Origin of the sequence: Micromonospora sp. WMMD1120, assembly GCF_029626235.1 — a bacterium.
Lineage (GTDB): Bacteria > Actinomycetota > Actinomycetes > Mycobacteriales > Micromonosporaceae > Micromonospora.
Window position 1 is genome coordinate 5203513 of sequence record NZ_JARUBO010000005.1, and the last position, 23504, is coordinate 5227016.

General features: G+C 73.7%; 23 protein-coding genes. 13 read left to right on the top strand and 10 right to left on the bottom strand.

The window, feature by feature from the left end:
* Positions 1-42 precede the first annotated feature (42 nt).
* The gene (locus O7634_RS23895) at positions 43-1020 is read right to left on the bottom strand and encodes a DUF2267 domain-containing protein (protein ID WP_278152365.1); all 978 of its coding nucleotides are present in this window, start codon (positions 1018-1020) and stop codon (positions 43-45) included.
* Positions 1021-1221: 201 nt separating this feature from the next.
* Here O7634_RS23895 and O7634_RS23900 point away from each other — a divergent pair, with 201 nt between their 5' ends.
* Entirely contained in the window at positions 1222-1536 is a 315-nt protein-coding gene (locus O7634_RS23900) for a hypothetical protein (protein ID WP_278152366.1), read from the top strand.
* Between the two features lie 84 nt (positions 1537-1620).
* Here O7634_RS23900 and O7634_RS23905 read toward each other — a convergent pair whose 3' ends face one another.
* The gene (locus tag O7634_RS23905; RefSeq protein WP_278152367.1) at positions 1621-1953 is read right to left on the bottom strand and encodes an STAS domain-containing protein; all 333 of its coding nucleotides are present in this window, start codon (positions 1951-1953) and stop codon (positions 1621-1623) included.
* A gap of 203 nt (positions 1954-2156) precedes the next feature.
* Here O7634_RS23905 and O7634_RS23910 point away from each other — a divergent pair, with 203 nt between their 5' ends.
* The 5 genes from O7634_RS23910 (at position 2157) to O7634_RS23930 (ending at position 6541) form a co-directional block, all read left to right on the top strand.
* A complete protein-coding gene (locus tag O7634_RS23910; RefSeq protein WP_278152368.1) occupies positions 2157-3920 on the top strand; it encodes a PP2C family protein-serine/threonine phosphatase in 1764 nt (587 codons plus the stop codon).
* On the top strand, positions 3917-4945 hold the full coding sequence (locus O7634_RS23915) for a cobalamin-dependent protein (protein WP_278152369.1): 1029 nt from the start codon (positions 3917-3919) through the stop codon (positions 4943-4945). Before O7634_RS23910 ends, O7634_RS23915 begins: the two co-directional genes overlap by 4 nt.
* A gap of 138 nt (positions 4946-5083) precedes the next feature.
* A complete protein-coding gene (locus O7634_RS23920; protein ID WP_278152370.1) occupies positions 5084-5431 on the top strand; it encodes an STAS domain-containing protein in 348 nt (115 codons plus the stop codon).
* A 69-nt stretch (positions 5432-5500) separates the two neighbouring features.
* Positions 5501-5947, top strand: a complete 447-nt coding sequence (locus O7634_RS23925; protein WP_278152371.1) for a response regulator — start codon at positions 5501-5503, stop codon at positions 5945-5947.
* 117 nt (positions 5948-6064) lie between these two features.
* Entirely contained in the window at positions 6065-6541 is a 477-nt protein-coding gene (locus tag O7634_RS23930) for an ATPase (protein WP_278152372.1), read from the top strand.
* Between the two features lie 12 nt (positions 6542-6553).
* Here O7634_RS23930 and O7634_RS23935 read toward each other — a convergent pair whose 3' ends face one another.
* From O7634_RS23935 to O7634_RS23945, 3 genes are all read right to left on the bottom strand, one after another.
* On the bottom strand, positions 6554-7402 hold the full coding sequence (locus O7634_RS23935; protein WP_278152373.1) for a hypothetical protein: 849 nt from the start codon (positions 7400-7402) through the stop codon (positions 6554-6556).
* 491 nt (positions 7403-7893) lie between these two features.
* A complete protein-coding gene (locus O7634_RS23940) occupies positions 7894-8319 on the bottom strand; it encodes an OsmC family protein (protein ID WP_278152374.1) in 426 nt (141 codons plus the stop codon).
* A gap of 70 nt (positions 8320-8389) precedes the next feature.
* Positions 8390-9376, bottom strand: a complete 987-nt coding sequence (locus tag O7634_RS23945; protein WP_278152375.1) for a serine/threonine-protein kinase — start codon at positions 9374-9376, stop codon at positions 8390-8392.
* A 200-nt stretch (positions 9377-9576) separates the two neighbouring features.
* Here O7634_RS23945 and O7634_RS23950 point away from each other — a divergent pair, with 200 nt between their 5' ends.
* The 3 genes from O7634_RS23950 (at position 9577) to O7634_RS23960 (ending at position 12240) form a co-directional block, all read left to right on the top strand.
* Positions 9577-9807 carry a hypothetical protein gene (locus tag O7634_RS23950; RefSeq protein ID WP_278152376.1) on the top strand — a complete coding sequence of 77 codons (231 nt, stop codon included), beginning with the start codon at positions 9577-9579 and terminating at the stop codon, positions 9805-9807.
* Positions 9808-9953: 146 nt separating this feature from the next.
* Positions 9954-10700 (top strand): response regulator transcription factor, encoded by a 747-nt coding sequence (locus tag O7634_RS23955; RefSeq protein WP_278152377.1) that lies wholly within the window; start codon positions 9954-9956, stop codon positions 10698-10700.
* Positions 10678-12240, top strand: coding sequence for a HAMP domain-containing sensor histidine kinase (locus O7634_RS23960; protein WP_278152378.1), 1563 nt, complete (start codon positions 10678-10680; stop codon positions 12238-12240). The genes O7634_RS23955 and O7634_RS23960 overlap by 23 nt, the downstream gene beginning before the upstream one ends.
* A 42-nt stretch (positions 12241-12282) precedes the next feature.
* Here the strand turns inward: O7634_RS23960 and O7634_RS23965 are convergent, their stop codons facing one another.
* From O7634_RS23965 to O7634_RS23975, 3 genes are read right to left on the bottom strand one after another with little or no spacing between them, the layout of a single operon-like run.
* The gene (locus O7634_RS23965; protein WP_278152379.1) at positions 12283-13455 is read right to left on the bottom strand and encodes an FUSC family protein; all 1173 of its coding nucleotides are present in this window, start codon (positions 13453-13455) and stop codon (positions 12283-12285) included.
* Positions 13452-13826, bottom strand: a complete 375-nt coding sequence (locus O7634_RS23970) for a sensory rhodopsin transducer (RefSeq protein WP_278152380.1) — start codon at positions 13824-13826, stop codon at positions 13452-13454. The genes O7634_RS23965 and O7634_RS23970 overlap by 4 nt, the downstream gene beginning before the upstream one ends.
* Positions 13826-15040 (bottom strand): D-arabinono-1,4-lactone oxidase, encoded by a 1215-nt coding sequence (locus O7634_RS23975; RefSeq protein WP_278152381.1) that lies wholly within the window; start codon positions 15038-15040, stop codon positions 13826-13828. The genes O7634_RS23970 and O7634_RS23975 overlap by 1 nt, the downstream gene beginning before the upstream one ends.
* Positions 15041-15249: 209 nt before the next feature.
* Between O7634_RS23975 and O7634_RS23980 the strand changes: the two genes are divergently transcribed.
* The 4 genes from O7634_RS23980 (at position 15250) to O7634_RS23995 (ending at position 20369) form a co-directional block, all read left to right on the top strand.
* Positions 15250-15399 (top strand): hypothetical protein, encoded by a 150-nt coding sequence (locus O7634_RS23980; protein WP_165947858.1) that lies wholly within the window; start codon positions 15250-15252, stop codon positions 15397-15399.
* 17 nt (positions 15400-15416) lie between these two features.
* Positions 15417-16847: a class I SAM-dependent methyltransferase gene (locus O7634_RS23985; RefSeq protein ID WP_278152382.1), complete on the top strand. Its 1431-nt coding sequence runs from the start codon at positions 15417-15419 to the stop codon at positions 16845-16847.
* Between the two features lie 16 nt (positions 16848-16863).
* Positions 16864-18888, top strand: a complete 2025-nt coding sequence (locus O7634_RS23990) for a sulfatase-like hydrolase/transferase (protein ID WP_278154058.1) — start codon at positions 16864-16866, stop codon at positions 18886-18888.
* A gap of 197 nt (positions 18889-19085) precedes the next feature.
* A complete protein-coding gene (locus tag O7634_RS23995; protein WP_278152383.1) occupies positions 19086-20369 on the top strand; it encodes a citrate synthase in 1284 nt (427 codons plus the stop codon).
* Between the two features lie 715 nt (positions 20370-21084).
* Here the strand turns inward: O7634_RS23995 and O7634_RS24000 are convergent.
* Both O7634_RS24000 and O7634_RS24005 read right to left on the bottom strand, forming a co-directional pair.
* Positions 21085-21729: a maleylpyruvate isomerase N-terminal domain-containing protein gene (locus tag O7634_RS24000; RefSeq protein WP_278152384.1), complete on the bottom strand. Its 645-nt coding sequence runs from the start codon at positions 21727-21729 to the stop codon at positions 21085-21087.
* Between the two features lie 164 nt (positions 21730-21893).
* Positions 21894-23165, bottom strand: a complete 1272-nt coding sequence (locus tag O7634_RS24005; protein ID WP_278154059.1) for a glycosyltransferase family 4 protein — start codon at positions 23163-23165, stop codon at positions 21894-21896.
* Between the last annotated feature and the right edge of the window lie 339 nt (positions 23166-23504).

Consider the following 23504-nt stretch of genomic DNA (forward strand, 5'->3'; position numbering starts at 1 on the left):
TCGCCCGGTTCCGCGCCGGCCCGCCGGTGGCGTCGTGGCCGGTCAGCCGCCGGCCATCCCGGCCCCCACCTCGTCGATCGCGTCGTCGATCCGGTGGGCGAGGTCCACGTCGAGCGACGTCACCCCGTCGGCCTGGTTGGTCCGTACGGTCAGCACGGCGGCGGTGTCACCCGGGCGTCCGATGCTCGGGCCCCGCCCGGTGTCCTGGCGCAGCCGGTCGAGCCGGGCGAGCACCCGGTCCAGGTTGTCCGCCGGCAGCGCGACCACCCGGTGCAGGCCCTGGCTGTCGCCGGTCCAGTACGGCAGGTCGTCGAGCGCCGCGTCGATCTCGTCCGGGCTCAGCGTGGGCGTGGTGGTGGACGCGCCGATGAGGCCACCACCGGCCTCCGGCGGGTTCAGCAGGTCACGCAACCCGTCGGGCACGTGCAGCGACTCGACCAGGTCGCCGTCCTGCTCGGCGAGCGCGGCGATCGTCGCCTCCGCCTGGTAGCGGGCCTGCTCCGGGGTGTTGCCGCTGATCCGACCCACCTCGGCCAGGAAGCCGGGCAGGTCCTGGTGCCGTTCGACGCCGTCGACGGGCAGCACGTCGTGCAGCGACGCCGGCACCGCCGCGAGCAGCCGCTGCCGCTCGGCGGCCTCCAGGGCGAAGGCGAGGACCAGCACGGTGGCCTCGGTGCCCACCTTGGCCGTCCGGAAGTCGACACCGGCGCGACGCCGCACCCCGTCGACAAGGTCGTGGTAGCCCACGCCCCGCACCCCGGCCGCGCCACTCGGCGGGGACGGCTGCGGCCGCGGGTTGTCGGCGCTGCCCATCGGCGGGGGTGCCGGCCCGCCCCGCGTACTGTCCGGTTTGCGGGCTCCGGCCGCCGGTGGCCCGGCTCGCTTGCCCTGGTCGAGGCTCGTGATCTGCTTGGTCGCGCTCAGGCTGGCGCCGACCTCGCTGGGCTGACGGCTCTGTTCGCGGGCCTGCCGGGCCAGCGCCCGACGCCGCTGGTTGTCGCCCTCCATCTGCTTGCGCATGAGAGCATCCCTTCCGCTGGGGACAGTGGCTGCGGCCGTCGCGTTCCCACCGTCGTCGAGCACGAAACGGACGCCGCCGGCCCGGTCGGCCCGGGGTTCGGGACGCTTCATCCCGGCGGGGTGAGGGGTCGTCACCCGCACCGCCCGCACGATCGGGGTCAGGACCACAGTTCTTCCGAGGTACGCGGAAGGAAGGTCGTCATGAAGCAGATCGTCGAGATCGTCCCCGCCCGGCCCGGCTGGTACGCGCGCTGGCAGCTCACCCCGGAGGTCACCAGGTGCTATCCGGTGAGCCTGTGGGCGTTGCTGGAGGAGGCCGACGGGACCGGCCGTGAGGTGGTGGGCATGGACTGCATCGGCCAGTGGCCGGGTGCGGACGACAACGAGGCGGGTGGGCAGTTCGTCCGCTATCTGTACCAGACGCCCGATTCGGGACAACCCGCGGACGTCGACTCGGCGCCGACCGGCGAGCTGCGCGCGGACGGACCCCGACTCCAGCCGATGACGGCACCCTAGACATTGCTCCGGCCCCCGGCCCCAGGTCCCAGGGTCGGGGGCCACCCCGCCCCCGGAGGTGGCCCGTGGTGGCGGCCGGCGGGATCAGCCGAGGGCGCGCAGGTCGTCGTCGGTGTGTCGCTCGGTCAGCAACTCGGTCAGACCCGTGCGGTCGAGCATGCGCTGGAGTTGCGGCTTGACCCCGGTCAGCCGGACCGCCCCGGCGACGCGGTGCACCACCAGTAACGCGCTGAGCCCGGAGGAGTCGCACAGGTGCACGCCGGTCAGGTCGATGAGCACCTCGCCGTCGACGGGCAGGTCGGCCGCGGCGGCGATCAGCTCGGGCGCGGTGTCGTAGGCGAGCTCACCGGTCAGCCGAAGTCGGACGTGTCCGGCATCGAGCCGGATCGTCTCGATGGTCAACAGCTGCTCGGGCATACCACCATGCTCGCAGTTGCGGTGCCGAACGGCAAAGCGAAGGGCGCCGCCGGCGCGCCGCCAGGGCGCGCTGGTGGCGCCGACCGCCACCTGCCGCGAGATGCCACCGGACGCGTCCCGGCGTAGGGTGGGCGGAGAGGTTTGACCACAGACGCCGGTGCCGCAGCGGGATCGGGTGGACGACAAGGAGTGAGGCTCAGCTGGTGACTGCTTCCGACGTCAGGGACACCGACCCGGGCGAAGGACGGATCTCCACGCCGAGCACGACGCGGTCGACGGCGTGGTCCGCCAACGCTCCGTCCCGCCCCGCCTCCCTGCCGCCACTGTCCCCCGACCGGGACTCGTCCACCCCCGACTGGTTCGAGGTCGTCGAGCACTTCCGCGAGGGTCTGGTGGTCTGCGACGCCGACGGTGTCGTGCGTCACGTCAGCCCGGTGGCCGAGCGGCTGCTGCCCGAGGTGACGCCCGGCACGCTGCTCAGCGCGTCCGGGGTGCCGGGTCTCGCCGACGGTGACGCCGGCGCGTTCACCCACCACGGGCGCCGGCTCACCGCGCGCCAGGTGCCGCTCTCCGGCGGACGCTGCTGCTGGTACGTCGAGGACGTCACCGACAGTGTGGACAGCGCGGACGCGCTGCTCGCCGAACGGGCCCGTGCGGCGTTCCTGGCCGTCGTCGGTGACAAGCTGGGCAACCCCCTGCATCCCGACCGGGCCGCCGCCGCGGTCGTCCGACTCGCCGTGCCGACCCTCGCCGAGGTCGCCGTGCTGGTGCTCGCTCCGCGCGCCGGCCGGGCGCGCTGGTGGCGGGCCTCGCGGGCCGACGACGACACCCCGACCGTCGACACCGGCGTGTTGACCGGCGGCGACCTGCCGGCGGCCATCGGCGACGGGCTGGCCGGCGTCGAGCCGCACACCGTGGACTGGCTCGTCGAGCAGGCCGTCGACGCCGGTTGGCTGCCCGCGCTCGCCGGCGCCGAGACCGTCGCCCGGGTCGTGCCGCTGCCCGGCCGGGCCGCGCCGGTCGGCGCGCTGCTGGTGGCCCGCCGGGCCACCCGCTGGTACGACGAGACCGACGTCGACCTGGTCCGGGCGTTCGCGGCGCGGGCCGGCGCGGCGTTGACCACCGCCCTGCTCTACCGCGACCAGGCAGAGGTCGCCGACACCCTCCAGGCCAGCCTGCTTCCGGTCGAGCCGGCCGAGGCCACCGGTGTGCAGTGGGGCACCGCGTACCGTCCCGCGCAGGCGGGTTTGCGCATCGGCGGCGACTTCTACGGCTCGCACCGGCTACCCGACGGCGGCTCGGTCTTCTTCCTCGGTGACGTCTCGGGCAAGGGCGTCGAGGCGGCCGTCTTCACCGGGCAGCTACGCCAGTGCCTGCAGGCGTTGCACCGGTTGGAGTCGCGCCCGGCACGGTTGCTGCGACTGCTCAACGACGCGCTGCTGGAGACGACGCAGGCGCACGGGCAGGGTCGCTTCGCCACCATCGTGCTCGGCGTGGCCCGTCCGGAGCGCGACGGTGGCCTGACCCTCACCATGGCCGGCGGAGGGCACCTGGCACCCCTGGTGCTGCGCGCCTCCGGCGAGGTGGAGACGGTGCCGCTGCGCGGCATGCTGATCGGCGTGGTGCCCGACCCGCGCGTCGGCGAGGTGACGGTGCGGCTGGCCCCGGGCGAGACCTGTCTGCTCTACAGCGACGGTGTGACCGAGGCCCGGGGTGGCCGCCGGGGCGACGAGCAGTTCGGCACCGAACGGTTGGTCAGCGCGGTGACCGGCTGCCAGCGGATGCCCGCGCCGGCCCTAGCCGAACGGATCGAACAGGTCACCTGCGACTGGCTGGGCCAGGGCGACCACGACGACATCGCGGTGCTGGCGCTGCGCGCGGCCGGCCCCGGCGGGCGCGGCGTCCGGCACCTGCACGCGGTGCCCGCCCCGGCGGTCGTCGACGGAGCAGGGGAGGCGGACGCGTGACCGCCGCCGCGGCCGCCGTCGTCCCGAGCGAGGCGTACGCCGGTTACCTGGACTGTCTCACCGACGCCGACGAGTTCGCCGCCACCGAGATGGCGATCGACCTGCTCGACGCGGGCGTGCCGGCCGAGCGGGTGCTGCTCGACCTGGTCGCGCCCGCCCAGGCCGAGGTGGGCGAGCGGTGGGCCCGCAACGAGTGGAGCGTCGCCCAGGAGCACGCCGCCACCCACATCAGCGAGCAGGTGATCGCGGCGGTGGTCGCGCACGTCAAGCCCGCGTCCACCCGCGGGCGGGTCGTGGTCGCCTGCATGGACGGCGAGTGGCACGCGCTGCCGCCCCGACTGGTGGCCGAGGTGCTGCGGTTGCGCGGGTGGCAGGTGACCTTCCTCGGGGCCAGTGTGCCGGCCGCGCACCTCGTGTCGTACCTGCACCGTCACGACGCGCACGCTGTCGCGCTGGCGTGCGCGTTGCCGATGCGCCTGCCGCACGCGCACCGCATGATCGAGGCCTGCCGTCGCTCGGACGTACCGGTGGTGGTCGGTGGACGGGGCTTCGGCGCGGACGGTCGCTGGGCGCGGCGGCTCGGCGTGGCCTGGGCGCCGGACGCGCCGGCGGCGGCCGAGTTGATCGCCGACGAGCGGGCGCTGCGCGCCGTGCCCCCGGCGCAACTGGCCCACCTGGCCGACGACGAGTACACCAGCCTGGTCCGCCGGCGCGCCGAGCTGATCGACAGCGGGTTGGCGCGGTTGCGCGAACGGGTGCCGGCGGTGCGCGCCTACACCCCGGCCCAGGTCGACGCGACAGTCAGCGACCTGGGTCACATCGTGGACTTCCTGGCCGCGGCGGTCTACGTCGACGACGCGTCCCTGTTCACCGAGTTCGTCGAGTGGCTGGCGGAGATCCTGGTGAGCCGTGGGGTGCCGGCGGGCGCCGTCGCCCTGCCCCTGGAGCACTACGCTGTCGCGTTGCGGGACTTCCCCCGGGCCGAGCGGGTGCTGGCCCAGGGCCGTGCGGCGATCCGTCACTGACCTGGGTGTCCGCTGCCCCCGCGGTGGCCGGCCGGTGCCCGCCGTGGGCGACCACCGCGCTTGGCGGCGGCCGGGTCAGCTCTGCGTATACTTGCCGCACTGCAAACGTCCACCGGAGGGTGGGGCGAGGGGGAGACGGTGTCGTTCAGCGTCGGTTACGTCGAGCGCGACGGCGATGGCGCCGCTCTGCGACTCGCGGGTGAACTGGACCTGAGCACCGCCCCCGAGTTGTCCGCCGCCATCGACAGGCTGTTCGACGCCGGGGAGACCCGGGTGCTGCTGGACCTCACCGACCTGACGTTCTGCGACTCCACCGGCATGGCGGTGTTCGTGCGGGGCGACAACCGGGCGTCCGCCGACGGGGGCTGGCTCCGGCTCACCGGCGTCCACGGCCGGGTCGAGCGGGTGCTGCGCGTGACCGGCCTGGCCGACGTGTTGCGCTACGAGCCCGAATCGGTCGACCCGGGCGCTCACAGCGTCCCCTGATGGGCTAGATTTCCCCGCCGACGCGGTGACCGTCAGGTCCCGTCCCCGCCGAACCCGAGGCAGGTAGTGATGGGCCAAGACAGCACGCAGCCGGTACGCATCCTGGTGGTCGACGACGACCCGGGTGACGTGCTGATGATCGAGGAGGCGTTGGCGGACTCCGACGTCGACAAGGTCATCGACGTGGTCAGCGACGGCGAGGAGGCGATGGAGTTCCTCCGTGCCGAGGGCCGCCACCAGGGCGCCCGACGGCCGGACGTGATCCTGCTGGACCTGAACATGCCCCGGATGGACGGTCGGCAGGTGCTCGGCGCGGTCAAGCAGGACGAGGACCTGCGGACCATCCCGATCGTCGTGCTGACCACCTCCAACGCGGACACCGACATCGTCGGCAGCTACACGTTGCAGGCCAACGCGTACGTCACCAAGCCGATCGACCTGGACGACTTCAACGACGTGGTCCGCCGCATCGACGAGTTCTTCGGCCGGGTCGTCGTGCTGCCCAAGCGACCCTGACGCGGGTCCCGCGCCCGCGCGGATGCTGACCATTTTCCCCGAACCCGTCCGCCGGCCGCCGTCGCGGTCGAGGATCCAGGTGGGGGACGTGTCAGCAGCTGCCTGGGGGGCGACAACATGAGATTCTCCGTGGTGGAGGTCGGTTACGACCAGCGCCAGGTCGACCACTGCCTGGACGAGCTGGGAATCCGCCTGGCACGTCTCGCGGCACGGGCCGAGAGCGCGGCCGGGGCGGACCGCGAGTGGGAGGAGATCCGCCAGGAGTCGGCGGCGCTCAGCGGGCTCCTGCGACGGCTGGATCTGGGCGACGCCGCCGTCGCCCGGTACGCCGACGACGCGGTACGCCGCGAGGCCGCCCAGATCCTCGCGCAGGCCCGGGTCGCCCTGGACGAGGCCCGCGAGGAGGCGCGGCGGGTGCGCGAGCAGGCGTACGCGGACGCGGTGCAGACCCGACGTGACGTCGAGGCGGCGCTGGACGCCCGGCGACGGCGAGAGGTGCGGGTCGACGAGATCCTGGGCCAGGTGACGGCGGATCAGGTGCCCGCCGACACCCCGACCGCGGCTGCCGCCGTACCGCCGTCCGGGCGACGCTGACGGCTCGGCGACTCAGCTGGTGAGCGCCGCCGCGACGACGGTCGCCCGGTCCTCGTGCTGCGCGTACGCGTCGGGGAAGGCGGAGATCTGCACGGACTGGGCGGCGGCGGTGACGCTCATGTCCTGCCAGCCGGGGATCTCGTTCAGGGCGCTGTAGAAGGCCCGCGCGGCGTACGACGGGCGCATCAACTGCGCCACGGTGCCCCAGCCGCTGCTCGGCCGCTGCTGGAACAGGCCGACCGAGTCGTGGTCGGAGCCGCTGCCCTGGTTCGGGTACTCCGCCGACTCGGGGAGCACGTCGCTCGCCAGGTTGTATAGGTTGCTCTCCTGCATGGCGGTCGCCAGCGCCACCACCAGGGCGCGACGCGGCATCTTCATCTCCAGGCCGACGTCCACGATGATCTTCGCGTTGTCCATCTGCGCCTGGTCGAGGCCGGCGACCGGCCGGGGACGGCGGGGCTTGACCGGCTTCTTCGGCGCCTTGCGGACGGCGGTGGGGGTGGGTGTGGGGGTGACCGCCGGGCTGGGTAGGACCCGGGCGGGGGCGAGATCGCGGTCCAGCGACCGGGAGGCGCGCTCGTCGGCGATGGAGACACGGTCGGCGACCGCCTCGGCGAGTGGCTCCACGGTGCGGGGCGCGTCGTCGTCTCCCCGGGCGGAGGAGACCGCGACGAGGCCGAGACAGCAGGTCATGCCGGTGGCCAGCGCCACCCGGACCGGAGTCGAGCGCAGCAGGGGACGCCGGGGCGGCTCGGGGGCGCGGTGACGGCCTATCGTCCGTTCGGTTGATGCGGCGTCGACCGACAGGATCGTCGGGCGCGCGTCGGTCAGCTTCTGGGCGGAGGGGTCGTCGGGATGCACCTGACGAGGCTAAAGACCTGAATGCCCGATGCCACCGGCTCCTTCTGTGGCATGAGCCACATTTTGCCCAGATCATGCCGACTTTAAGGCGAAAAAGCCGGCGAAGTGATCTGACCTCGCGGATCGGGCCAGACGGTTATTTCCGATTTGCGGGGCCAGAGCGGCGCGATGGACGGCCGTGTGGCGGTGCCTGTGCTCGTCTCGTCCCCCTCGGCCGAACACCTGACGCCTCGTTCCGCCGAACGGACCGGTCGCTACGCCGGCTGCCCGACACCCTCTGGGCGAGAGGGCCTGCCCGAGCCTGATCAACTCGAGTTCACGGAAGTCGGGCCATCCCAGCGCACCCGATGCCCCGACTTCAGGAAACCCGAGTCGATCATGCGCGGCGGGGCGCGGCAGGGCGGCGCGCGGCGGGGCGCAACGCGGCGGCGCGGGGCGCGGCGCGGCGGCGCGGGGCGCGGCGCGGCGGCGCGGGGCGCGGCGGCGCGGGGTCAGTGCCGGCCGTTCTCCGCCGGCGTGACGGTCAGCCGGTGCCGGCTGGCGTCGGTGCTGGAGAAGGGCCAGAGCCGGTCCGCGTACTCGACCAGGTCGGCCAGCTGGTCCCGGCTCAGGCCGGCGGAGGAGATCTCGGCGTGCACGTCGGCCCGGTAGCGGCCGTCGTTGTCGCGTCCGAGCTTCGCCTCCGCCCGGACCTGCACGGTGTGTGCTTCGTCGGTGATCTCCCCGGCGACCTCGACCGCTGCGTGGTGCAGGCAGGAGGCGAAGGCCGCGGCCAGCAACTGTTCCGGGGTGAGCCCGGTGCAGTGCGGCGCCAGCGGTGACGCCAGCGCGGTGGAGAGGCTGCCATCGTCGGTGCGTACGTGACCGCCCTTGGCTGTCGCTGTGGCCTCACGCAGCCAGGAACTCTGATCCGGCATCGCGTTTCTCCCGTCGCTCACCGGCTCGGCTACCCGGCAGCCGCCCGGCGAAACGCCACTGAGCGCAGGGTCAGCCGGTACGCCCCGGCCCGTCCGCCGGCTCGCCGGCGCTGACCGTCTCCGGGACCGACATCGCCTCCGCCACCGCGATCGCCTCGGTGGCCTCGGCGGCGGCCCGTTCGGTCCACGGGGACGGCAGGGTCGGCTGGCGGGTCGTCGGCAGGGTCATCGGCACGTACACCCGGGCGTCGACGGCCTCGGCGAGCAGCAACGCCGCGACCAGGCTGGTGGGGCGGCGCTCGGGGTCCTCGGCGAGGCAGGAGTGGCACAGCTCGGCGACCTCCGGTGGGAGCCCGTCGATCGGCGGCAGCGGCTGCGGCGCCTGCCGGCGGCGTACGCCGAGGAGTTCGCTCGTGGTGGCCGCGTGGTACGGCAACCGGGCGGTGAGGCTGTAGTAGAGCAGCACGCCGAGCGCGTACATGTCGGCGGCGGGGGTGGCGGGAGCGCCGTCGAGCTGCTCGGGCGCCAGGTATGCCGGGGTGCCCACCACCATGCCCTCCGGCATCGGGTCGGGCGCGCCGGCCGGGATGGCGATGCCGAAGTCGAGCACCTTCACCCCGGCCGGGGTGAGGATGACGTTCGCGGGTTTGACGTCACGGTGCACGATGCCCTCGGCGTGCGCGGCGGCCAACGCCGCGGCGACCTCCGCGCAGACCCGTGCCGCTATGCGCCAGTCGAGCGGACCGGCCCGCAGGTGCACGGCGAGCGTCTCGCCCTCGGCCAGCTCCATCACGATGTACGGCACCGGCTGGCCGGACCGGGCGGAGGAGGTGCCGAAGTCGTGCACGCTCGCCACGTTCGGGTGTTCCAGGCGGGCCGCCCAGCGGGCCTCCGCGCGGATCCGCTCCACCGGACCCCGTCGCTCGTCCGGGCCGGGCGCGATGAGCTTCACCGCGACGGGTCGGTCGAGAACCTGGTCGTGGGCCCGCCAGACCTCGGACATCCCACCGACGCCGATGCGCTGCTTGAGCTGATACCGCCCGTCCAGCGTACGCATCGACCACTCCTCGTCCCCGCCCCGCCGGCGGCGGGTGCTCCGATCGCGGTACCCGGCCGCCGAACTGGGCAAACCGCCGTCCGACGCACTCACGGCCGGTAGCCCCGCACGTCGCTGCGCCGCGACGGTGGGTGCGGTAGCTTGCGAGCCAGGGCCGGCATCACTCACCGTGCTGGCACGGTCACCCGAAGGGCGGTGCGATGGGCGAGGTCACCGTACGCTTCGTCGGTGGGCCGGCGGACGGCCTGGTCCGGCGGCTCCCGGCCGGGTCGGACGGCGCACCGCCGCGACGGTGGATCATGCGCCATCCCGACCGCACCGGCCCCGTGCAGCCCGGCCCCGACCACCTCTACGAGCGCGACCGGCCGGACGAGGCGGGCGGGTGGAGTATGCGGTTCGTGCGCACCGACGCGTACGGGGTGTCCGAGTGACGGGGCAGGGCTGACCGGTGACGGCACGCCGGCCGGGCCGGGCGGCCGACGTCCAGCGGCAGACGGCGTCGCGGCGGCCGGGTCGCACAGCCGACGCACAGTTCCCGCAGGGCCCGGCTTCAGGGTCGCCGACGACGATGGCCGGCATGGTCATGAACGGGCAGATCGCGCCGGGCCGGATCGAGCTGCGTCGCCCCGACGGGGAGCCGGTGCGGGTGCTGGTGGTCGATGACGAGCCGACCCTCACCGACCTGCTGTCGATGGCGTTGCGGTACGAGGGTTGGCAGGTGCGCAGCGCCGGCGACGGCATGAGCGCGCTCAGCGCCGCCCGGCAGTTCCGGCCGGACGCCGTGGTGCTCGACGTGATGCTGCCCGACCTGGACGGCTTCCAGGTGCTGCGCCGGCTGCGGGAGGACGCCCCCACCGTGCCGGTGCTCTTCCTGACCGCCCGCGACGCGGTCGAGGAGCGCATCGCCGGGCTGACCGTGGGCGGCGACGACTACGTGACGAAGCCGTTCAGCCTGGAGGAGGTGATCGCCCGGCTGCGCGGACTGCTGCGCCGTTCCGGGTTCGCGGTGGCCGCCCGGGAGGACGCCATCCTCACCGTCGGTGACCTCAGCCTGGACGAGGACAGCCACGAGGTACGCCGGGGCGGTCAGGTGATCACCCTGACCGCCACCGAGTTCGAGCTGCTGCGGTATCTGATGCGCAACCCGCGCCGGGTGCTCAGCAAGGCGCAGATCCTCGACCGGGTGTGGAACTACGACTTCGGTGGCCAGGCGAACGTGGTGGAGCTGTACATCTCGTACCTGCGCAAGAAGATCGACGCCGGTCGGGCGCCGATGATCCACACGTTGCGCGGCGCGGGTTATGTCCTCAAGCCCGCCGAGTGACCGCCACCCGCTGCGGGGCGTCCGGCGCTGGCTGGCCGGGCGCTCCCTGCGTACCCGATTGGTCTTCGCGCTGCTCGCGCTGCTCGCGGTGGTCAGCGTCGCGATCGGCGGGCTGACCACCGTGGCGTTGCGGCACTTCCTGGTCGCCCGCCTGGACGCGCAGCTCGCGCCCACGACGATGATGCGGGGCCCCGGGCGGCCGGCCTTTCCCGGCAACGCGCAGGGGCCGGCCATTCCCGCCGGGTCGCCGTCCGGCACCGTGGTCGCGGTGATCAGCGACGGTCGGGTGACCAGCGCGCGGACCCTGACCGAGAGCCCAACGGGCGACGACCCGTTCCCGGACGAGCAGGCGGTGCCGGTGGGGGAGGTGGCGGTGCTCGCGGACCTGCCGGTCGCCGCCGAGCCCCGCACCGTCGACCTCGGGACGCGCGGTGAGTACCGGGCGGTGGCCCGGCAGTACTGGGACGGTCGGACACGCGTCGTCGCGTTCCCGCTGTCCGGCGTGCAGGAGACCATCTGGTGGCTGGTGGCCGCGCAGGCCGGGGTGGCCGCCGCCGGGCTGCTCGTCGCCGGCGCCGTCGGCGCGCTCATCGTGCGGGCCACGCTGCGCCCGCTGCACCGGGTGGCGGCCACCGCCACCCGGGTCACCGAGCTGCCTCTGGACCGGGGTGAGGTGGCGCTCGCCGTCCGGGTTCCGGCGCCGGACACCGACCCGGGCACCGAGGTCGGGCAGGTCGGCGCGGCGCTGAACCGGATGCTGGGCCACGTCGCCGACGCGCTGTCCGCGCGGCAGGCCAGCGAGACGCGGGTACGCCAGTTCGTCGCCGACGCCAGCCACGAGCTGCGCACGCCCCTGGCGGCGATCCGGGGGTACGCGGAACTGGCCCGCCGGGGCCGCGACGAGGTGCCCGAGGACGTGGCCCACGCGCTGCGTCGGGTCGAGTCGGAGAGCATCCGGATGACCCGCCTCGTCGACGACCTGCTGCTGCTGGCCCGCCTCGACGCGGGTCGCCCGTTGGCTGTCGAACCGGTCGACCTGACCGCCCTGGTGCTGGACGCGGTCGGCGACGCCCAGGCGGCCGGCCCGGAGCACCGCTGGCAGCTCGACCTGCCCGAGGTGGCGGTGGAGGTGCCCGGCGACGCCGCCCGGCTGCACCAGGTGGTGGCGAACCTGCTCGCCAACGCGCGGGTGCACACCCCGCCGGGCAGCACCGTCACCACCACGCTCGCCGCCGACGCGGGTCACGCCGTGCTCAGCGTCGCCGACGACGGGCCCGGGGTGCCCGCGCCGCTGCGACCGGAGGTGTTCGAACGCTTCGCCCGGGGTGACAGCTCCCGGTCCCGCTCGCACGGCAGCACCGGTCTGGGTCTGGCGATCGTCGCGGCGGTGGTCGAGGCCCACCACGGCACCGTCACGCTGCACAGCCAACCAGGCCACACAGTCTTCACAGTCCACCTCCCCCACCCCCCGCCCCCGCCCCCGCCCCCGCCCTCGCCCCCGCCCTCGCCCTCGCCCCCGCCCTCGCCGATCTTGCACTAACTGCGTCGACAAAAGCCAACTAAAGGGGCATTACGGCAACCCTTAGTGCAAGATCGACGGGGGCGGGGACGGGGGCGGGGGCGGGGACGGGGGGTGGGGTGGGGGCGAGGGGTTTGCGGCGGCCTCGCGTACCTGGCGGCGGGCCTCGGTCCGGGGCACTCCGCTGGCGCGGAGCAGGTCGTTGGCGACGGTCCGCAGCTGCGAGACCACCACCGTGCCGGAGAAGCCCAGCCCCTGCCGGCACGCCGTGCCCGCCTCGCGGACGGCGTGCAGCACCCGGGCGCGGGCCTGCACGGGCTCCTGCGCGGCGATGACATCGCGGTGCAGCAGCCGGACCGCCTCGCCCAGGTGCTCCACGGCCGCCGGCAGCGCGTCCGGCACCGGTTCGTCGTCGCGCAGTGTGGTGACGATCCGGCGGACCAGGCCGCGGCTGGTGCGCAACGCCCGCTCCAGGTGGGTCACCCCGCGCCGGTACGCGGCGATCGCGCCCCGGCGATGCCACCGTACCGGGGACAGCCGCACCACCTCCTCGGCGGCGGTGGCCACCTGGGCGAGCCCTCTGAGCTTCGGATCGGCGGCGCGCATCCGGTCCAGCGCCGCCTGCGCCCGGTCGCCGTTCGCCGTCGCGAGGGCCCGCGCCGAGGAGGTCATCTCCCGGGCGAACAGGTCCAGGGTGGGCTCGGCGACCCGGCGTACGGTGCGCAGCGGGTTGATCGGCAGGAGCACGAGCATCACCAGCAGCCCGGCCGCCCCACCGACCAGCGCGTTGATCGTGCGCGGCAGCTCCAGGTCGGGCGCGGTCGGGGTGAGGGTGGCGATCAGCACCGCCGTACCGCCGGCCTGGGTCATCAGCGCCCCGGTGCCGCGGACCAGCACCGCACCGGCGATCGCCAGGAAGACGATCACACCGGTCTGCCACGCGCCGGTGCCGAACAGGCCGATCAGCAGGTCGCCCACGCCGATGCCGAGGACGACTCCGACGACCAGCTCGAACGCGCGCGGCGCCCGACTGCCGAGCGACGCGGCGATCACCGCGACGGCCGCGGCGGGGGCGAAGGTCGGCTCCGGGTTGCCGAGCACGTTGCCGGCCACCACCCAGGCCAGCGCGGCGGCCAGGCCGGCCTGCACCGCCACGACGAGGTACGTCCGCAGCCGCCCGACGCCGGCGCGCACCGCCTCGGTGACCCGAGCGCGCCGTGTGCCCGTGCTGGTCATGCCGGGTGGGCCATCGTCGAGGTCAGCGCGACCACCCCCGGCAGCCGGGTGTCCTGGCGCAGGAACTGCGCCACCACCGGCACCGGCGAGCGCAGCAGGCAGCCGTACGGCCGGTCGAGGCGTACCGCCTCGGGGTCGATCAGGTCGTTGACCCGGACGTGCCGGATCCGCCGCGCGTCGACGCCGATGGCGTACGGGCCGACCGGCTCGGCGTCCTCGTAGAAGATGTGCATCTCCACGTCGGCCCGCTCGTCGCTGGCGTTGAGCAGGCAGATCTGGTCGAAGCTGGTGAATTCCGGTTCCGGGCCGTCGCTGGGGAACGGGATGTGCCCGCCGGGCACGACCCACAGGCGGGCGCCGACGTCGGGCATCAGGTTCCCTCCAGCAGTCGGGTGAGGTCGGGGCTGGCGAAGACGCCGTCCGGGTCGAGGCGGTGGCGAACGGCCTGGAAGTCGTCCCAGCGCGGGTAGAGCGGGCGCAGGTCGCGGGCGGTCAGCCAGTGTTTCTTGCCCCAGTGCGGCCGGCCCCCGTACTGGCGGAACACCGCCTCCATGTCCCGGAAGTAGTCCTCGTACGGCAGGGACGTGTTCTGCAGGCAGGCGATGGTGGTGGTGGGCCGGCCGTACGCGTTGCTGAGCCAGATGTCGTCGGCGGCGATCGAGCGCACCAGCACCCGCCAGCCGGCGACCCGGCGGTGCCGTCGCATGATCCGGTGGCGCACCTCGGCGAAGCAGGCCGGGAAAGCCTCGGACGGCAGCATGTACTCGATCTCCTCGAACCGCAGGTCCCGCGCCTTCGGGATGATGCGGTGCGCCGGTCCGGAGCGGATCTCGCGGGGCGCGCCGCCCGGACCGGGGTCGGGCGCCCTCGGCGCGGCCCACACCCGCCCGTCGGGTGTCTCGTCGGCGCGGTTCATGGTGCGGATCTGCGTCTGGTCGCCGCGCGGGTACCAGTAGAAGTCCATGTTCCGGTTGGTGTGCTGGAGTTCGGCCAGGTGGTCGAGAGTCCACTCCAGGTCCGCGCACCACGCCCGGCGACGCAGCTCGTAGTGCGGCTGCACGTCCAGGGTGAGCTGGGTGACGACGCCGAGCGCGCCCAGCGACAGCCGGGCCGCCGGCAGCAGGTGCGCGTTCTCGTCGGCCGAGATGTCCAGCACCTCCCCGGTGCCGGTGACCAGGCGGACGCCGGTGACCTGGGTGCTGAGGTTGCCGAAACCGAGGCCGGTGCCGTGCGTGCCGGTGGCGGTCGCCCCGGCGATGGACTGGTAGTCCACGTCGCCGAGGTTGTCCATGGCCAGGCCGGCGTCGTACAGGCCCTCGCCGAGAGCCTTGAGCTTCGTCCCGGCCCACACCCGCGCCCGCTCGTCGTCCTCGTCGATGACGCCGGCGAGCCGGTCGAGGCTGAGCAGGATGTCGTCGGTGCGCGCCAGCGGGCTCGACGAGTGGCCGGAGCCGACCGGGCGGATCGTCCGGCCCTCCCGCCGGGCCCGGACGACCAGGTCGCGCACCGCGTCCTCGTCGGCCGGCTCGGCGTACTCCCGGGGGGTGAACGAGAGGCTGCCGGACCAGTTGACGAACCGCCGCATGGCGGGGACTACCCGGCGGGGCGACCGGTAGTCGCCGGGTCGGCGTTCACCAGCTGACCCTGTGTCGCGGCTGGGAGTCCGCCGATGTGCGAGCGACGGCGACGACCACCGGCGTACGGTGATGGACAAGTCCGGCTTTCTGGGTTAAAAGCCTCACCGCTGCATGCTCGGGACGCCGGTGTCGAGACGGCGAGGGCAAGGAGCGATCGGTGGAACATCTGGCCTACCTGGACGCGGGATCCGGCAGCCTGATCGTGCAGGCGGTCGTCGGCGGGGTGGCCGGCGCAGCGGTCGCCGCCAAGCTCTACTGGCGACGGCTCGTCGACCGGTTCCGCCGTCAACCCACCGACCAGCGCTGAGCGGGCCCGTCCCCACGATGGCGATCTCACCCACCGGGGTACGCCCCGAGCCGGCCTCGTTCCGCGACCCCGCCAACCGGGTCTTCCACGTCGGCGACGAGGTGCTGCGCGGGCTCGACCCGCAGGCCGCTGCGCACTGGAGGGCACTGGCCGGCAGCACGTTCTTCCCGGCCCTCGTCGCCGCGCGCAAGGTCTGCGCCACCGAGGACGCCCCGCCGACGCTGGTGCCCGCCGCGACCGGCGCACCGTGGGCCGCCGTGCTGCGCCACGAACGCATCCCGTTCGTCTCCCACCCGTACGAGTGGTCGTTCGGCATGCTGCGCGACGCCGCCCTGCTGCACCTGGAGATCCTGCGCGCCGCGCTGGACGAGGGCTTCACCACCAAGGACGGCTCGGCGTACAACCTCCAGTGGCGCGGGGCCGAGCCGGTCTTCATCGACATCGGCTCGTTCGAGCCGCTCCGCGACGGCGAACCGTGGGCCGGCTACCGGCAGTTCTGCCAGACCGTGCTCTATCCGCTGATGCTCACCGCCCACCTGGGCGTCGACTTCCAGCCGTGGTTGCGCGCCCGGGTCGACGGCATCGAGGCCGACGAGCTGCGACCACTGTTCGGCGGGACCCGCCGGCTGCGGCCCGGCGTGCTGACCCACCTGCACCTGCACGCCGCCATGCAGCAGCGCAACGCCGCCACCAGCACCACCGACGTCCGCGACCAACTGCGGGCCGCCGGCTTCTCCCGGGAGCTGCTGGTCGCCAGCGTACGCGGCATCGAGAGACTGGTCCGCAAGCTGGACCGACGCCCGACCGGCAGCCACTGGTCGGACTACCAGAACGCCTGCCACTACGCGGTCCGCGACCGGGTGGCGAAGGAGCAGTTCGTGGCCGCCGCGGTGGCCGCCGGCGCCCGCCCCCGACTGGTGCTCGATCTCGGGGCCAACGACGGCCGGTACGCGCGGCTGGCCGCCGGGCACGCCGACTACGTGGTCGCCGTCGAGCAGGACCCGACGGTCGTCGACGAGCTGTACCGCAGGGTGCGCGCCGAGGGGCAGCGCCGCATCCTGCCGCTGGTGCTCGACCTCGCCGACCCGTCCCCGGGTGGTGGCTGGCGGGGAGTCGAGCGGGCCGGCTTCGCCGAACGGGCGTCCGCCGACGTGGTGCTGGCCCTGGCCGTGGCGCACCACCTGGCGATCGGGCGCAACGTGCCGCTGCCGGAGGTCGTCGACTGGCTGGCCGGCATGACCGCTCCCGGTGGCGCGCTGGTGGTGGAGTTCGTGCACCCGGAGGACCCGATGGCCGCCCGGCTGCTCGCCAACAAGCCCGCCGGTCTCTTCCCGGACTACCGGCGCGACGCGTTCGAGACGCTGCTCGCCGCCCGGGGGCAGATCACCGAACGACTGGAGCTGCCCTCGGGCACCCGGACCCTCTACCGGGTGGTGCGGAGTGCCTGATCCGGCTCCGGCCGACTTGGCTGGTTCGCCGGGCCGCGCCTCGCAGCCGGGGGAGCGGGGCTGGCGCGGGGAGCGGGGCCGGCTGCTGGAGATCGTCGCCCTGGTCGGGCTGGTGATCACCCAGCCGTTGCTGGACGTCCTCGGCCGCAGCCCGGACTTCTTCCTCTTCCACCGCGCCGACCGTGGGCAGATCCTGCTGCTGGTCGCGGTGGTGACACTGGTGCCCACCCTCGCGCTGGCGCTGCTCGGCGCGCTGACCCGACTGGCCGGCCGGACCGCCCGCGCGCTCACCCACACCGCGCTGGTCGGGCTGCTCCTCGCCGCGCTCGCGGTGCAGGTGGGCCGTCACGTGACGCCGCTTCGGGGCGTACCCCTGGTGGTGGTGGCGCTGCTGGCCGGCGCCGCGGGCGCGGTGGCGCACCGGCGGTGGCGGGCGCCGGGCCGGGTGCTGCGGCTGGCCGCCGCCGGGCCGGTGGCCTTCGTGGCGCTGTTCCTGCTCGCCTCACCCACCTCGGCGGTGGTGCTGCCGCGCGGCGAGGGCGGCGCGGCCGGCACCGCGCAGGGCGCCGGGGTGCACCCGCCGGTGGTCATGCTGATCCTCGACGAGCTGCCGCTGGTCAGCCTGCTCGGCGCGGACGGACGGATCGACGCGACCCGCTACCCCTCCTTCGCCGAGCTGGCCGGGGCGTCGACCTGGTACCGCAACGCGACGGGGGTCAGCGGGTGGACGCCCAACGCGCTGCCCGCGATGCTCACCGGCCGCTACCCGGCGCGGTCGGTGGCGCCGCACTACTCGCAGTACCCGGACAACATCTTCACCGCCTTCGGCGGCCTGTACGACATCCGCGCCGAGGAGAGCATCACCCGGCTGTGCCCGCCCAGCCGCTGCGAGCAGCCGGCCACCCCGGAGCAGGGGCTCGGGGTGCTGGTCCGGCAGACCGGCAGACTGCTCGGCCACCTCGCCGGCCCGACCGAGAGCGCCGTGGACCCGGAGGACTCCTACCGGGAGCAGACCCGCGCCGAGGCCGGCCTGGACGCCGCCGAACCCGTGCCGGCCGACCCGAAGTTCCGCTGGGACAGCCTGGACGACAACCAGCCGGCCCGGTTCACCAGCTTCGTGGCCGGGCTGAAGCCGACCGCCCGGCCCACACTGCACTTCCTGCACCTGCTGATGCCACACTCACCGTGGGCGTACCTGCCGTCGGGAGCCCGCTACGACGCCCCCGAGGACCTGCCCAACGACGGGGCCGGCTGGGTCGACCTGGCCCGACAACGGCACCTCGCCCAGCTCGGCTACACCGACCGGCTGATCGGCGCGACACTGCGTGCCCTGCGCGCCAGCGGCCTCTACGACCAGGCCCTGGTCGTGGTGACCGCCGACCACGGAGTCAGCTTCCGGCCGGGCGCGCAGGGGCGCGGGATGGACGCCGTCCGGGCCGCCGCCGGTGAGGTCGCCTGGGTGCCGATGTTCGTCAAGGAGCCCCGCCAGCCCAGCGGCCGGGTCGACGACCGCAACTGGGAACACGTCGACCTGCTGCCCACGATCGCCGACGAGGCCAACATCCGGCTGCCCTGGCGCGTCGACGGCCGCTCCGCCCGGCAGGCCCCGCGCGCCGACGGCACGAAACACTTCTACGACCGCCCCGGGGAACCGGTCACCTTCCCCGGCGGGGTGCCCACCGCGCCGCCGCCGCCGACGCCGCACCCGCTGGTCGGCACCGAGGTGCGCGCCGGCCCGACCGCCGGCAGCAGCGCCCGGGTCGCCGACCTGGCGGCGTTCACCGCCACCGACCCGGACACCGGCACCCTTCCGGCGCTCGTCTGGGGCGACGTCCCGGACCGCGTCCCGGACGGCACACTGCTCGCGGTCGCCGTCAACGGCCGGATCGGCGCCGTCGTCCCGGTGGTGCCGCCCGATCCGGGCGGACGCCGGTTCGCCGCGCTGCTCACCGACGACTCCCTGTTCCGGGCCGGAACCAACAGGCTCGACCTCTACCAGGTCGCGACGGACGGCACGCTGCGCCGCCTGACCCTGTCCTGACCAGCCCGGGGTACGGGTCCCGCCCCGCCCTTCGGGCTCGTCCCGACGGGTGGGAGGTTGGTTTCCCGGCGGTCCGGTCGGGAATCGGGTGACGCATACCTCACCGCAGAACCACGGCGGGCGTTGTCCCACAGGCCGCAATTACGGTAGAAGCGAAGGCAATTCAACGTAGATCTGCCGGCGAAGCGAGGAACCACATGACGGAAGTCAAGCTCGATCACCCCGGTGGGCAGCTGTCGATGCCGGTACATCCTGCGGTCGAGGGCCCCGCCGGTATCGGGGTGAGCAAGCTGCTGAAGGAAACCGGGATGACGACGTACGACCCCGGTTTCGTCAACACCGCCGCTGCCTCATCCGCGATCACCTACATCGACGGCGACGCGGGCATCCTGCGTTACCGGGGATACCCGATCGAGCAGCTGGCCGAGAAGTCCTCCTTCCTGGAGGTCTCCTACCTGCTCATCTACGGTGAGCTGCCGACCGAGCAGCAGCTGACCGAGTTCACCGAGTGGATCCGGCGGCACTCGCTGCTGCACGAGGAGATGCGCCGCTTCTTCGACGGCTTCCCCCGGGACGCCCACCCGATGGCGGTCCTCTCGTCCGCGGTGAGCGCGCTGTCCACCTTCTACCAGGACAGCCTGGACCCGTTCGACTCCGAGCACGTGGAGATCTCCACCGTCCGGCTCATGGCGAAGGTCCCCACCATCGCCTCGTACGCGTACAAGAAGTCGATCGGCCAGCCGCTGCTGTACCCGGACAACTCCCTCGGGTACGTCGACAACCTGCTGCGGATGACCTTCGGTGTGCCGGCGGAGCCGTACGAGGTCGACCCGGTGATGTCGAAGGTGCTGGACATGCTCTTCGTCCTGCACGCCGACCACGAGCAGAACTGCTCCACCTCGACGGTGCGCCTGGTCGGCTCCAGCAACGCCAACCTGTTCGCCTCGGTGTCCGCCGGCGTGAACGCCCTGTTCGGCCCGCTGCACGGCGGCGCCAACCAGGCGGTGCTGGAGATGCTCCAGCAGATCCACGCCGGTGACGGCGACGTCCGCTCCTTCGTCCGCAAGGTCAAGGACAAGGAGGACGGCGTCAAGCTGATGGGCTTCGGCCACCGGGTCTACAAGAACTACGACCCCCGGGCGGCGATCGTCAAGAAGGCCGCGCAGGACGTGCTGGGCCGGATGGCCAAGCCGGACCCGCTGCTGGACATCGCCATGGAGCTGGAGGAGATCGCGCTCGCCGACGACTTCTTCGTCTCCCGTCGGCTCTACCCGAACGTGGACTTCTACACCGGCCTGATTTACAAGGCCATGGGCTTCCCGACGAAGATGTTCACCGTCCTCTTCGCGCTCGGCCGGCTCCCCGGCTGGATCGCGCAGTGGCGCGAGATGATCAACGACCCGGAGACCAAGATCGGCCGTCCGCGGCAGGTCTACGTCGGCGCCGCCGAGCGGGACTACGTCCCCTTCGCCGACCGCTGACCGTCCGGCCCGTCGCACCACCGCAGGCCGTCGACCCACCAGGGTCGGCGGCCTGTCGCCATCGGGTCGAGTTGGCCGGTCCGAGGTGAGTCGGTGGTCCCTGGCCGGCTCGGCGGCTGCGCCTGGCCGCCTCCCGTCATGTGCCTGTAGAGCTGCCCCAAATCTGGGGCACGGCAGAGGCCCGTCCCGCGTCCCGCCCTCGGCTGAACCGCCGTTCGTGCCGTCTATCCCGCACCGTCTGCCTGGCAGCGCCTGTCCGGCACCGTCTGCCCCGCACCGTCTGCCTGGCACTGCCGTTCACGCGCCTCCTTGGCACTGCCCGTTCACGCGTCTGCTTGGCACTGCCCGTTCACGCGCCTGGCTGGCACTGCCCGTTCACGCGCCTGGCTGGCACTTCCCGTCCACGCGCCTGCCTGGCACCACCCGTCCACGCCCTGGCACCTCCCGTCCACGCGCCTGCTTGGCACTGCCCGTCCACGCGCCTGCTTGGCACTGCCCGTCCACGCCCCTGGCTGGCACCGCCTGCCCCATATCTGGGGCAGCTCTACAGCGCTTGCAGGGGAGACGTATGGCCCGCCGCCGCGCCTGGTCGGCGCGGTGCGGTGCGAAGGGGCAGTGGGCGCGGGGCCGCCGAACGGCCGGGCCGGGAACGAGCGGGCCGGGAACGAGCCGCGAACGAGCGCAGAACGGCTGGTGGGGGCAGAACGGCCAGGGTTCAGAAGGCGGAGACGTCCTGGGTCCGCTCGCTGCGGGTCAGGGCGCTGATCAGCGCCGACTGACCACGGCGGCGCACCGCCAGTCGGACCAGCAGGTCACGTACCGGGTCGAAGACCTCCGCCGGAAACTCCGGTGTGGCCACGCCGATGCTCACCGCTAGGTCGTCGGAGTGCACCACGATCTCCAGTTGACGCGTGAGCAGGAAATCCCCGCGCCGCAGGGCCCAGCCCTGCCACGGAATCGGTACGACGTCACGGGCCGCGACCCGCGCCAACAGGTTGCCCGCCTCCTCCACCGCGAACGCGGACCGGGCGTGCAGGTCGGCAGGCCCGCGTGCCGCGTCCGCCTCGTCGTCGCTCTCGGCTACCGACTTCTCGTCCGGGGTTCCCTCGCGGACCCAGGCGGCCCGCTCGTAGTGGTCGTCGGCCGACTCCAGCAGGGGCAGCTCGGTCGGCATCGGCAGCAACTCTGCCGCGCGGACCGCCTGACGGCCCAGGTGGCAGGCCAACCCGCCGACGGTCAGGTGCGGCAGGGCACTCGGGCGTGACCACTGATCCACCACCTCGGGGCGGCGGATCAGGTTTAGAGCGATCGAGGCGGCAACCGGGAACGCCGTATCCAGGGCGTCGACAGGACGAGACATCCGCACATTCTGGCACTGCCCGCCGGCCACCGCCGGGTGCCCAAACCGGAGTGTGATCGACTCGGGTTGCAGGAAGTCGGGGTATCGAAGCGTCTCCGATACCCCGACTTCACGGAAGGCGAGTTGATCACGCGCTCGGCGCGAGGGGCTGGGCGCCCGTCGGATCAGCGCAGGCCGGCGGCGGCCAGGAGGTTGCCGTCGGGGAGCGCGGGAAGGGTGCGGCCCTGGGACATGCGCCGCTCGGCGCGTTCGGCGGTGAACGCCGCGTCGGTGGCGATGGCGGCGGCGTAGCTGGCGGCGGTCCGCTGGGCGATGGCGGCCCAGCCGTACTGGTCGTGGACCATCCGGCGGGCGCGGCGGGCCATCACGCGGGCGCGCTCCGGGTCTGCCAGCAGCGCGTCGACGGCGTCGGTCAGGCTCTCCGGGTCGTGCGGGCGGAAGGTCATTCCGGTGTCGCCCGGCTCGACGATCTCGGCGAGGCCGCCGGTGGCGGCGACGGCCAGGGGAGCGCCGGCCGCGGCGCCCTCCAACGCGACCATGCCGAACGGCTCGTAGATGCTCGGCACCGCGAAGCAGTCGGAGGCGGCCATCAGCGCGGGGAGGTCGGTGCCGCCGAGGAAGCCCGGCATGGTGACCATGCCGCCCAGGCCACGGCGATGCACCTCGGCCTCCAGCTCGGCGCGGTACGGGCCGTCGCCGGCGATCACGGCGCGCAGCCCGGGGTGCCGCTCCCGCAGCCGGGGGAGGGCGGCGATCAGGTGCTGGACGCCCTTCTCGTACACCAGTCGGCCGGCGAAGGTGACCAGCGGGCCGTCGCCGGCGAACCGGGCGCGGGCGGCGGCGACCGCGCGGGCGGGCACCCGCCAGCGGTGCGGCTCGACGCCGTTGGCGACCACGTCGACGCGGGTGGCCGGGACGCCGAACAGGGCGTTCACCTCGTCGCGCATGTAGCCGGAGCAGACGATCACCCGGTTGGACTCGCCGCTGAGCCACTGCTCGACGCCGTGGATGGTGCGGTTCATCTCCTCGGGCAGCCAGCCCTGGTGCCGGCCGGCCTCGGTGGCGTGGATGGTGCTGACCAGCGGGACGTCCAGGTGGTCGCGCAGCGTCATCGCGGTGTGCGCGACCAGCCAGTCGTGGGCGTGGATGACGTCGTAGGAACCGGCCTGGGTGGCGCGCAGCGCGGTCCGGGTGAGGGTGTGGTTGAACGCCATGGTCCAGGCCAGCAGGGAGTCGGTGGCCAGGGGGAACGTCACCGGGTCCTCGGGGGCGCGCAGGATGCGCACGCCGTCGGCGTACTCCTCCAGGGGTGCGCCCTCGCTGTGCCGGGTGACCACGGTGACCTCGTGCCCGGCGGCGGCCAGCGCGACCGACAGGGCGTGCACGTGCCGGCCGAGGCCACCGACGAGCACCGGCGGGTACTCCCAGGACAGCATGAGGATGCGACGGGTCTGCGGGGGGATGCCGGGGCCGGGCGGCACCGGCGCCGGCGCTCCGGGCTGCGCGGACGGACCGGGCGGTGTCGAGAGCGGGGGCCGGGAGGTGAGGGTGGGCCGGTGGGCCCGGTCCTTGGTGGCGGTGCTGTGCTCGTCGACCCGCAGGGTCACGTCGATCTCCGTCCAGGCAGGGTGGTGCGCGCCGGCGTCGGTGGCGGCGGAGTGAGCGGTGTCAGGGCGGCCGAGGGCCTGGCGGGCGCGCGCGGACGCTTGCCCCCGAACAAGGAAAGGCCATCGGAGCGCGGACCGCATCTCGAAAACGGTCATCGTGACGGACAA

Bases quoted from the DNA above. Each gene is read 5' to 3' on its own strand.
- O7634_RS23895 (WP_278152365.1), bottom strand. From the start codon at position 1,020: ATGCGCAAGCAGATGGAGGGCGACAACCAGCGGCGTCGGGCGCTGGCC.
- O7634_RS23900 (WP_278152366.1), top strand. From the start codon at position 1,222: ATGAAGCAGATCGTCGAGATCGTCCCCGCCCGGCCCGGCTGGTACGCG.
- O7634_RS23905 (WP_278152367.1), bottom strand. From the start codon at position 1,953: ATGCCCGAGCAGCTGTTGACCATCGAGACGATCCGGCTCGATGCCGGA.
- O7634_RS23925 (WP_278152371.1), top strand. From the start codon at position 5,501: ATGGGCCAAGACAGCACGCAGCCGGTACGCATCCTGGTGGTCGACGAC.
- O7634_RS23930 (WP_278152372.1), top strand. From the start codon at position 6,065: ATGAGATTCTCCGTGGTGGAGGTCGGTTACGACCAGCGCCAGGTCGAC.
- O7634_RS23940 (WP_278152374.1), bottom strand. From the start codon at position 8,319: ATGCCGGATCAGAGTTCCTGGCTGCGTGAGGCCACAGCGACAGCCAAG.
- O7634_RS23945 (WP_278152375.1), bottom strand. From the start codon at position 9,376: ATGCGTACGCTGGACGGGCGGTATCAGCTCAAGCAGCGCATCGGCGTC.
- O7634_RS23950 (WP_278152376.1), top strand. From the start codon at position 9,577: ATGGGCGAGGTCACCGTACGCTTCGTCGGTGGGCCGGCGGACGGCCTG.
- O7634_RS23955 (WP_278152377.1), top strand. From the start codon at position 9,954: ATGGTCATGAACGGGCAGATCGCGCCGGGCCGGATCGAGCTGCGTCGC.
- O7634_RS23960 (WP_278152378.1), top strand. From the start codon at position 10,678: ATGTCCTCAAGCCCGCCGAGTGACCGCCACCCGCTGCGGGGCGTCCGG.
- O7634_RS23965 (WP_278152379.1), bottom strand. From the start codon at position 13,455: ATGACCAGCACGGGCACACGGCGCGCTCGGGTCACCGAGGCGGTGCGC.
- O7634_RS23970 (WP_278152380.1), bottom strand. From the start codon at position 13,826: ATGCCCGACGTCGGCGCCCGCCTGTGGGTCGTGCCCGGCGGGCACATC.
- O7634_RS23975 (WP_278152381.1), bottom strand. From the start codon at position 15,040: ATGCGGCGGTTCGTCAACTGGTCCGGCAGCCTCTCGTTCACCCCCCGG.
- O7634_RS23985 (WP_278152382.1), top strand. From the start codon at position 15,417: ATGGCGATCTCACCCACCGGGGTACGCCCCGAGCCGGCCTCGTTCCGC.
- O7634_RS23995 (WP_278152383.1), top strand. From the start codon at position 19,086: ATGACGGAAGTCAAGCTCGATCACCCCGGTGGGCAGCTGTCGATGCCG.
- O7634_RS24000 (WP_278152384.1), bottom strand. From the start codon at position 21,729: ATGTCTCGTCCTGTCGACGCCCTGGATACGGCGTTCCCGGTTGCCGCC.
- O7634_RS24005 (WP_278154059.1), bottom strand. From the start codon at position 23,165: ATGCTGTCCTGGGAGTACCCGCCGGTGCTCGTCGGTGGCCTCGGCCGG.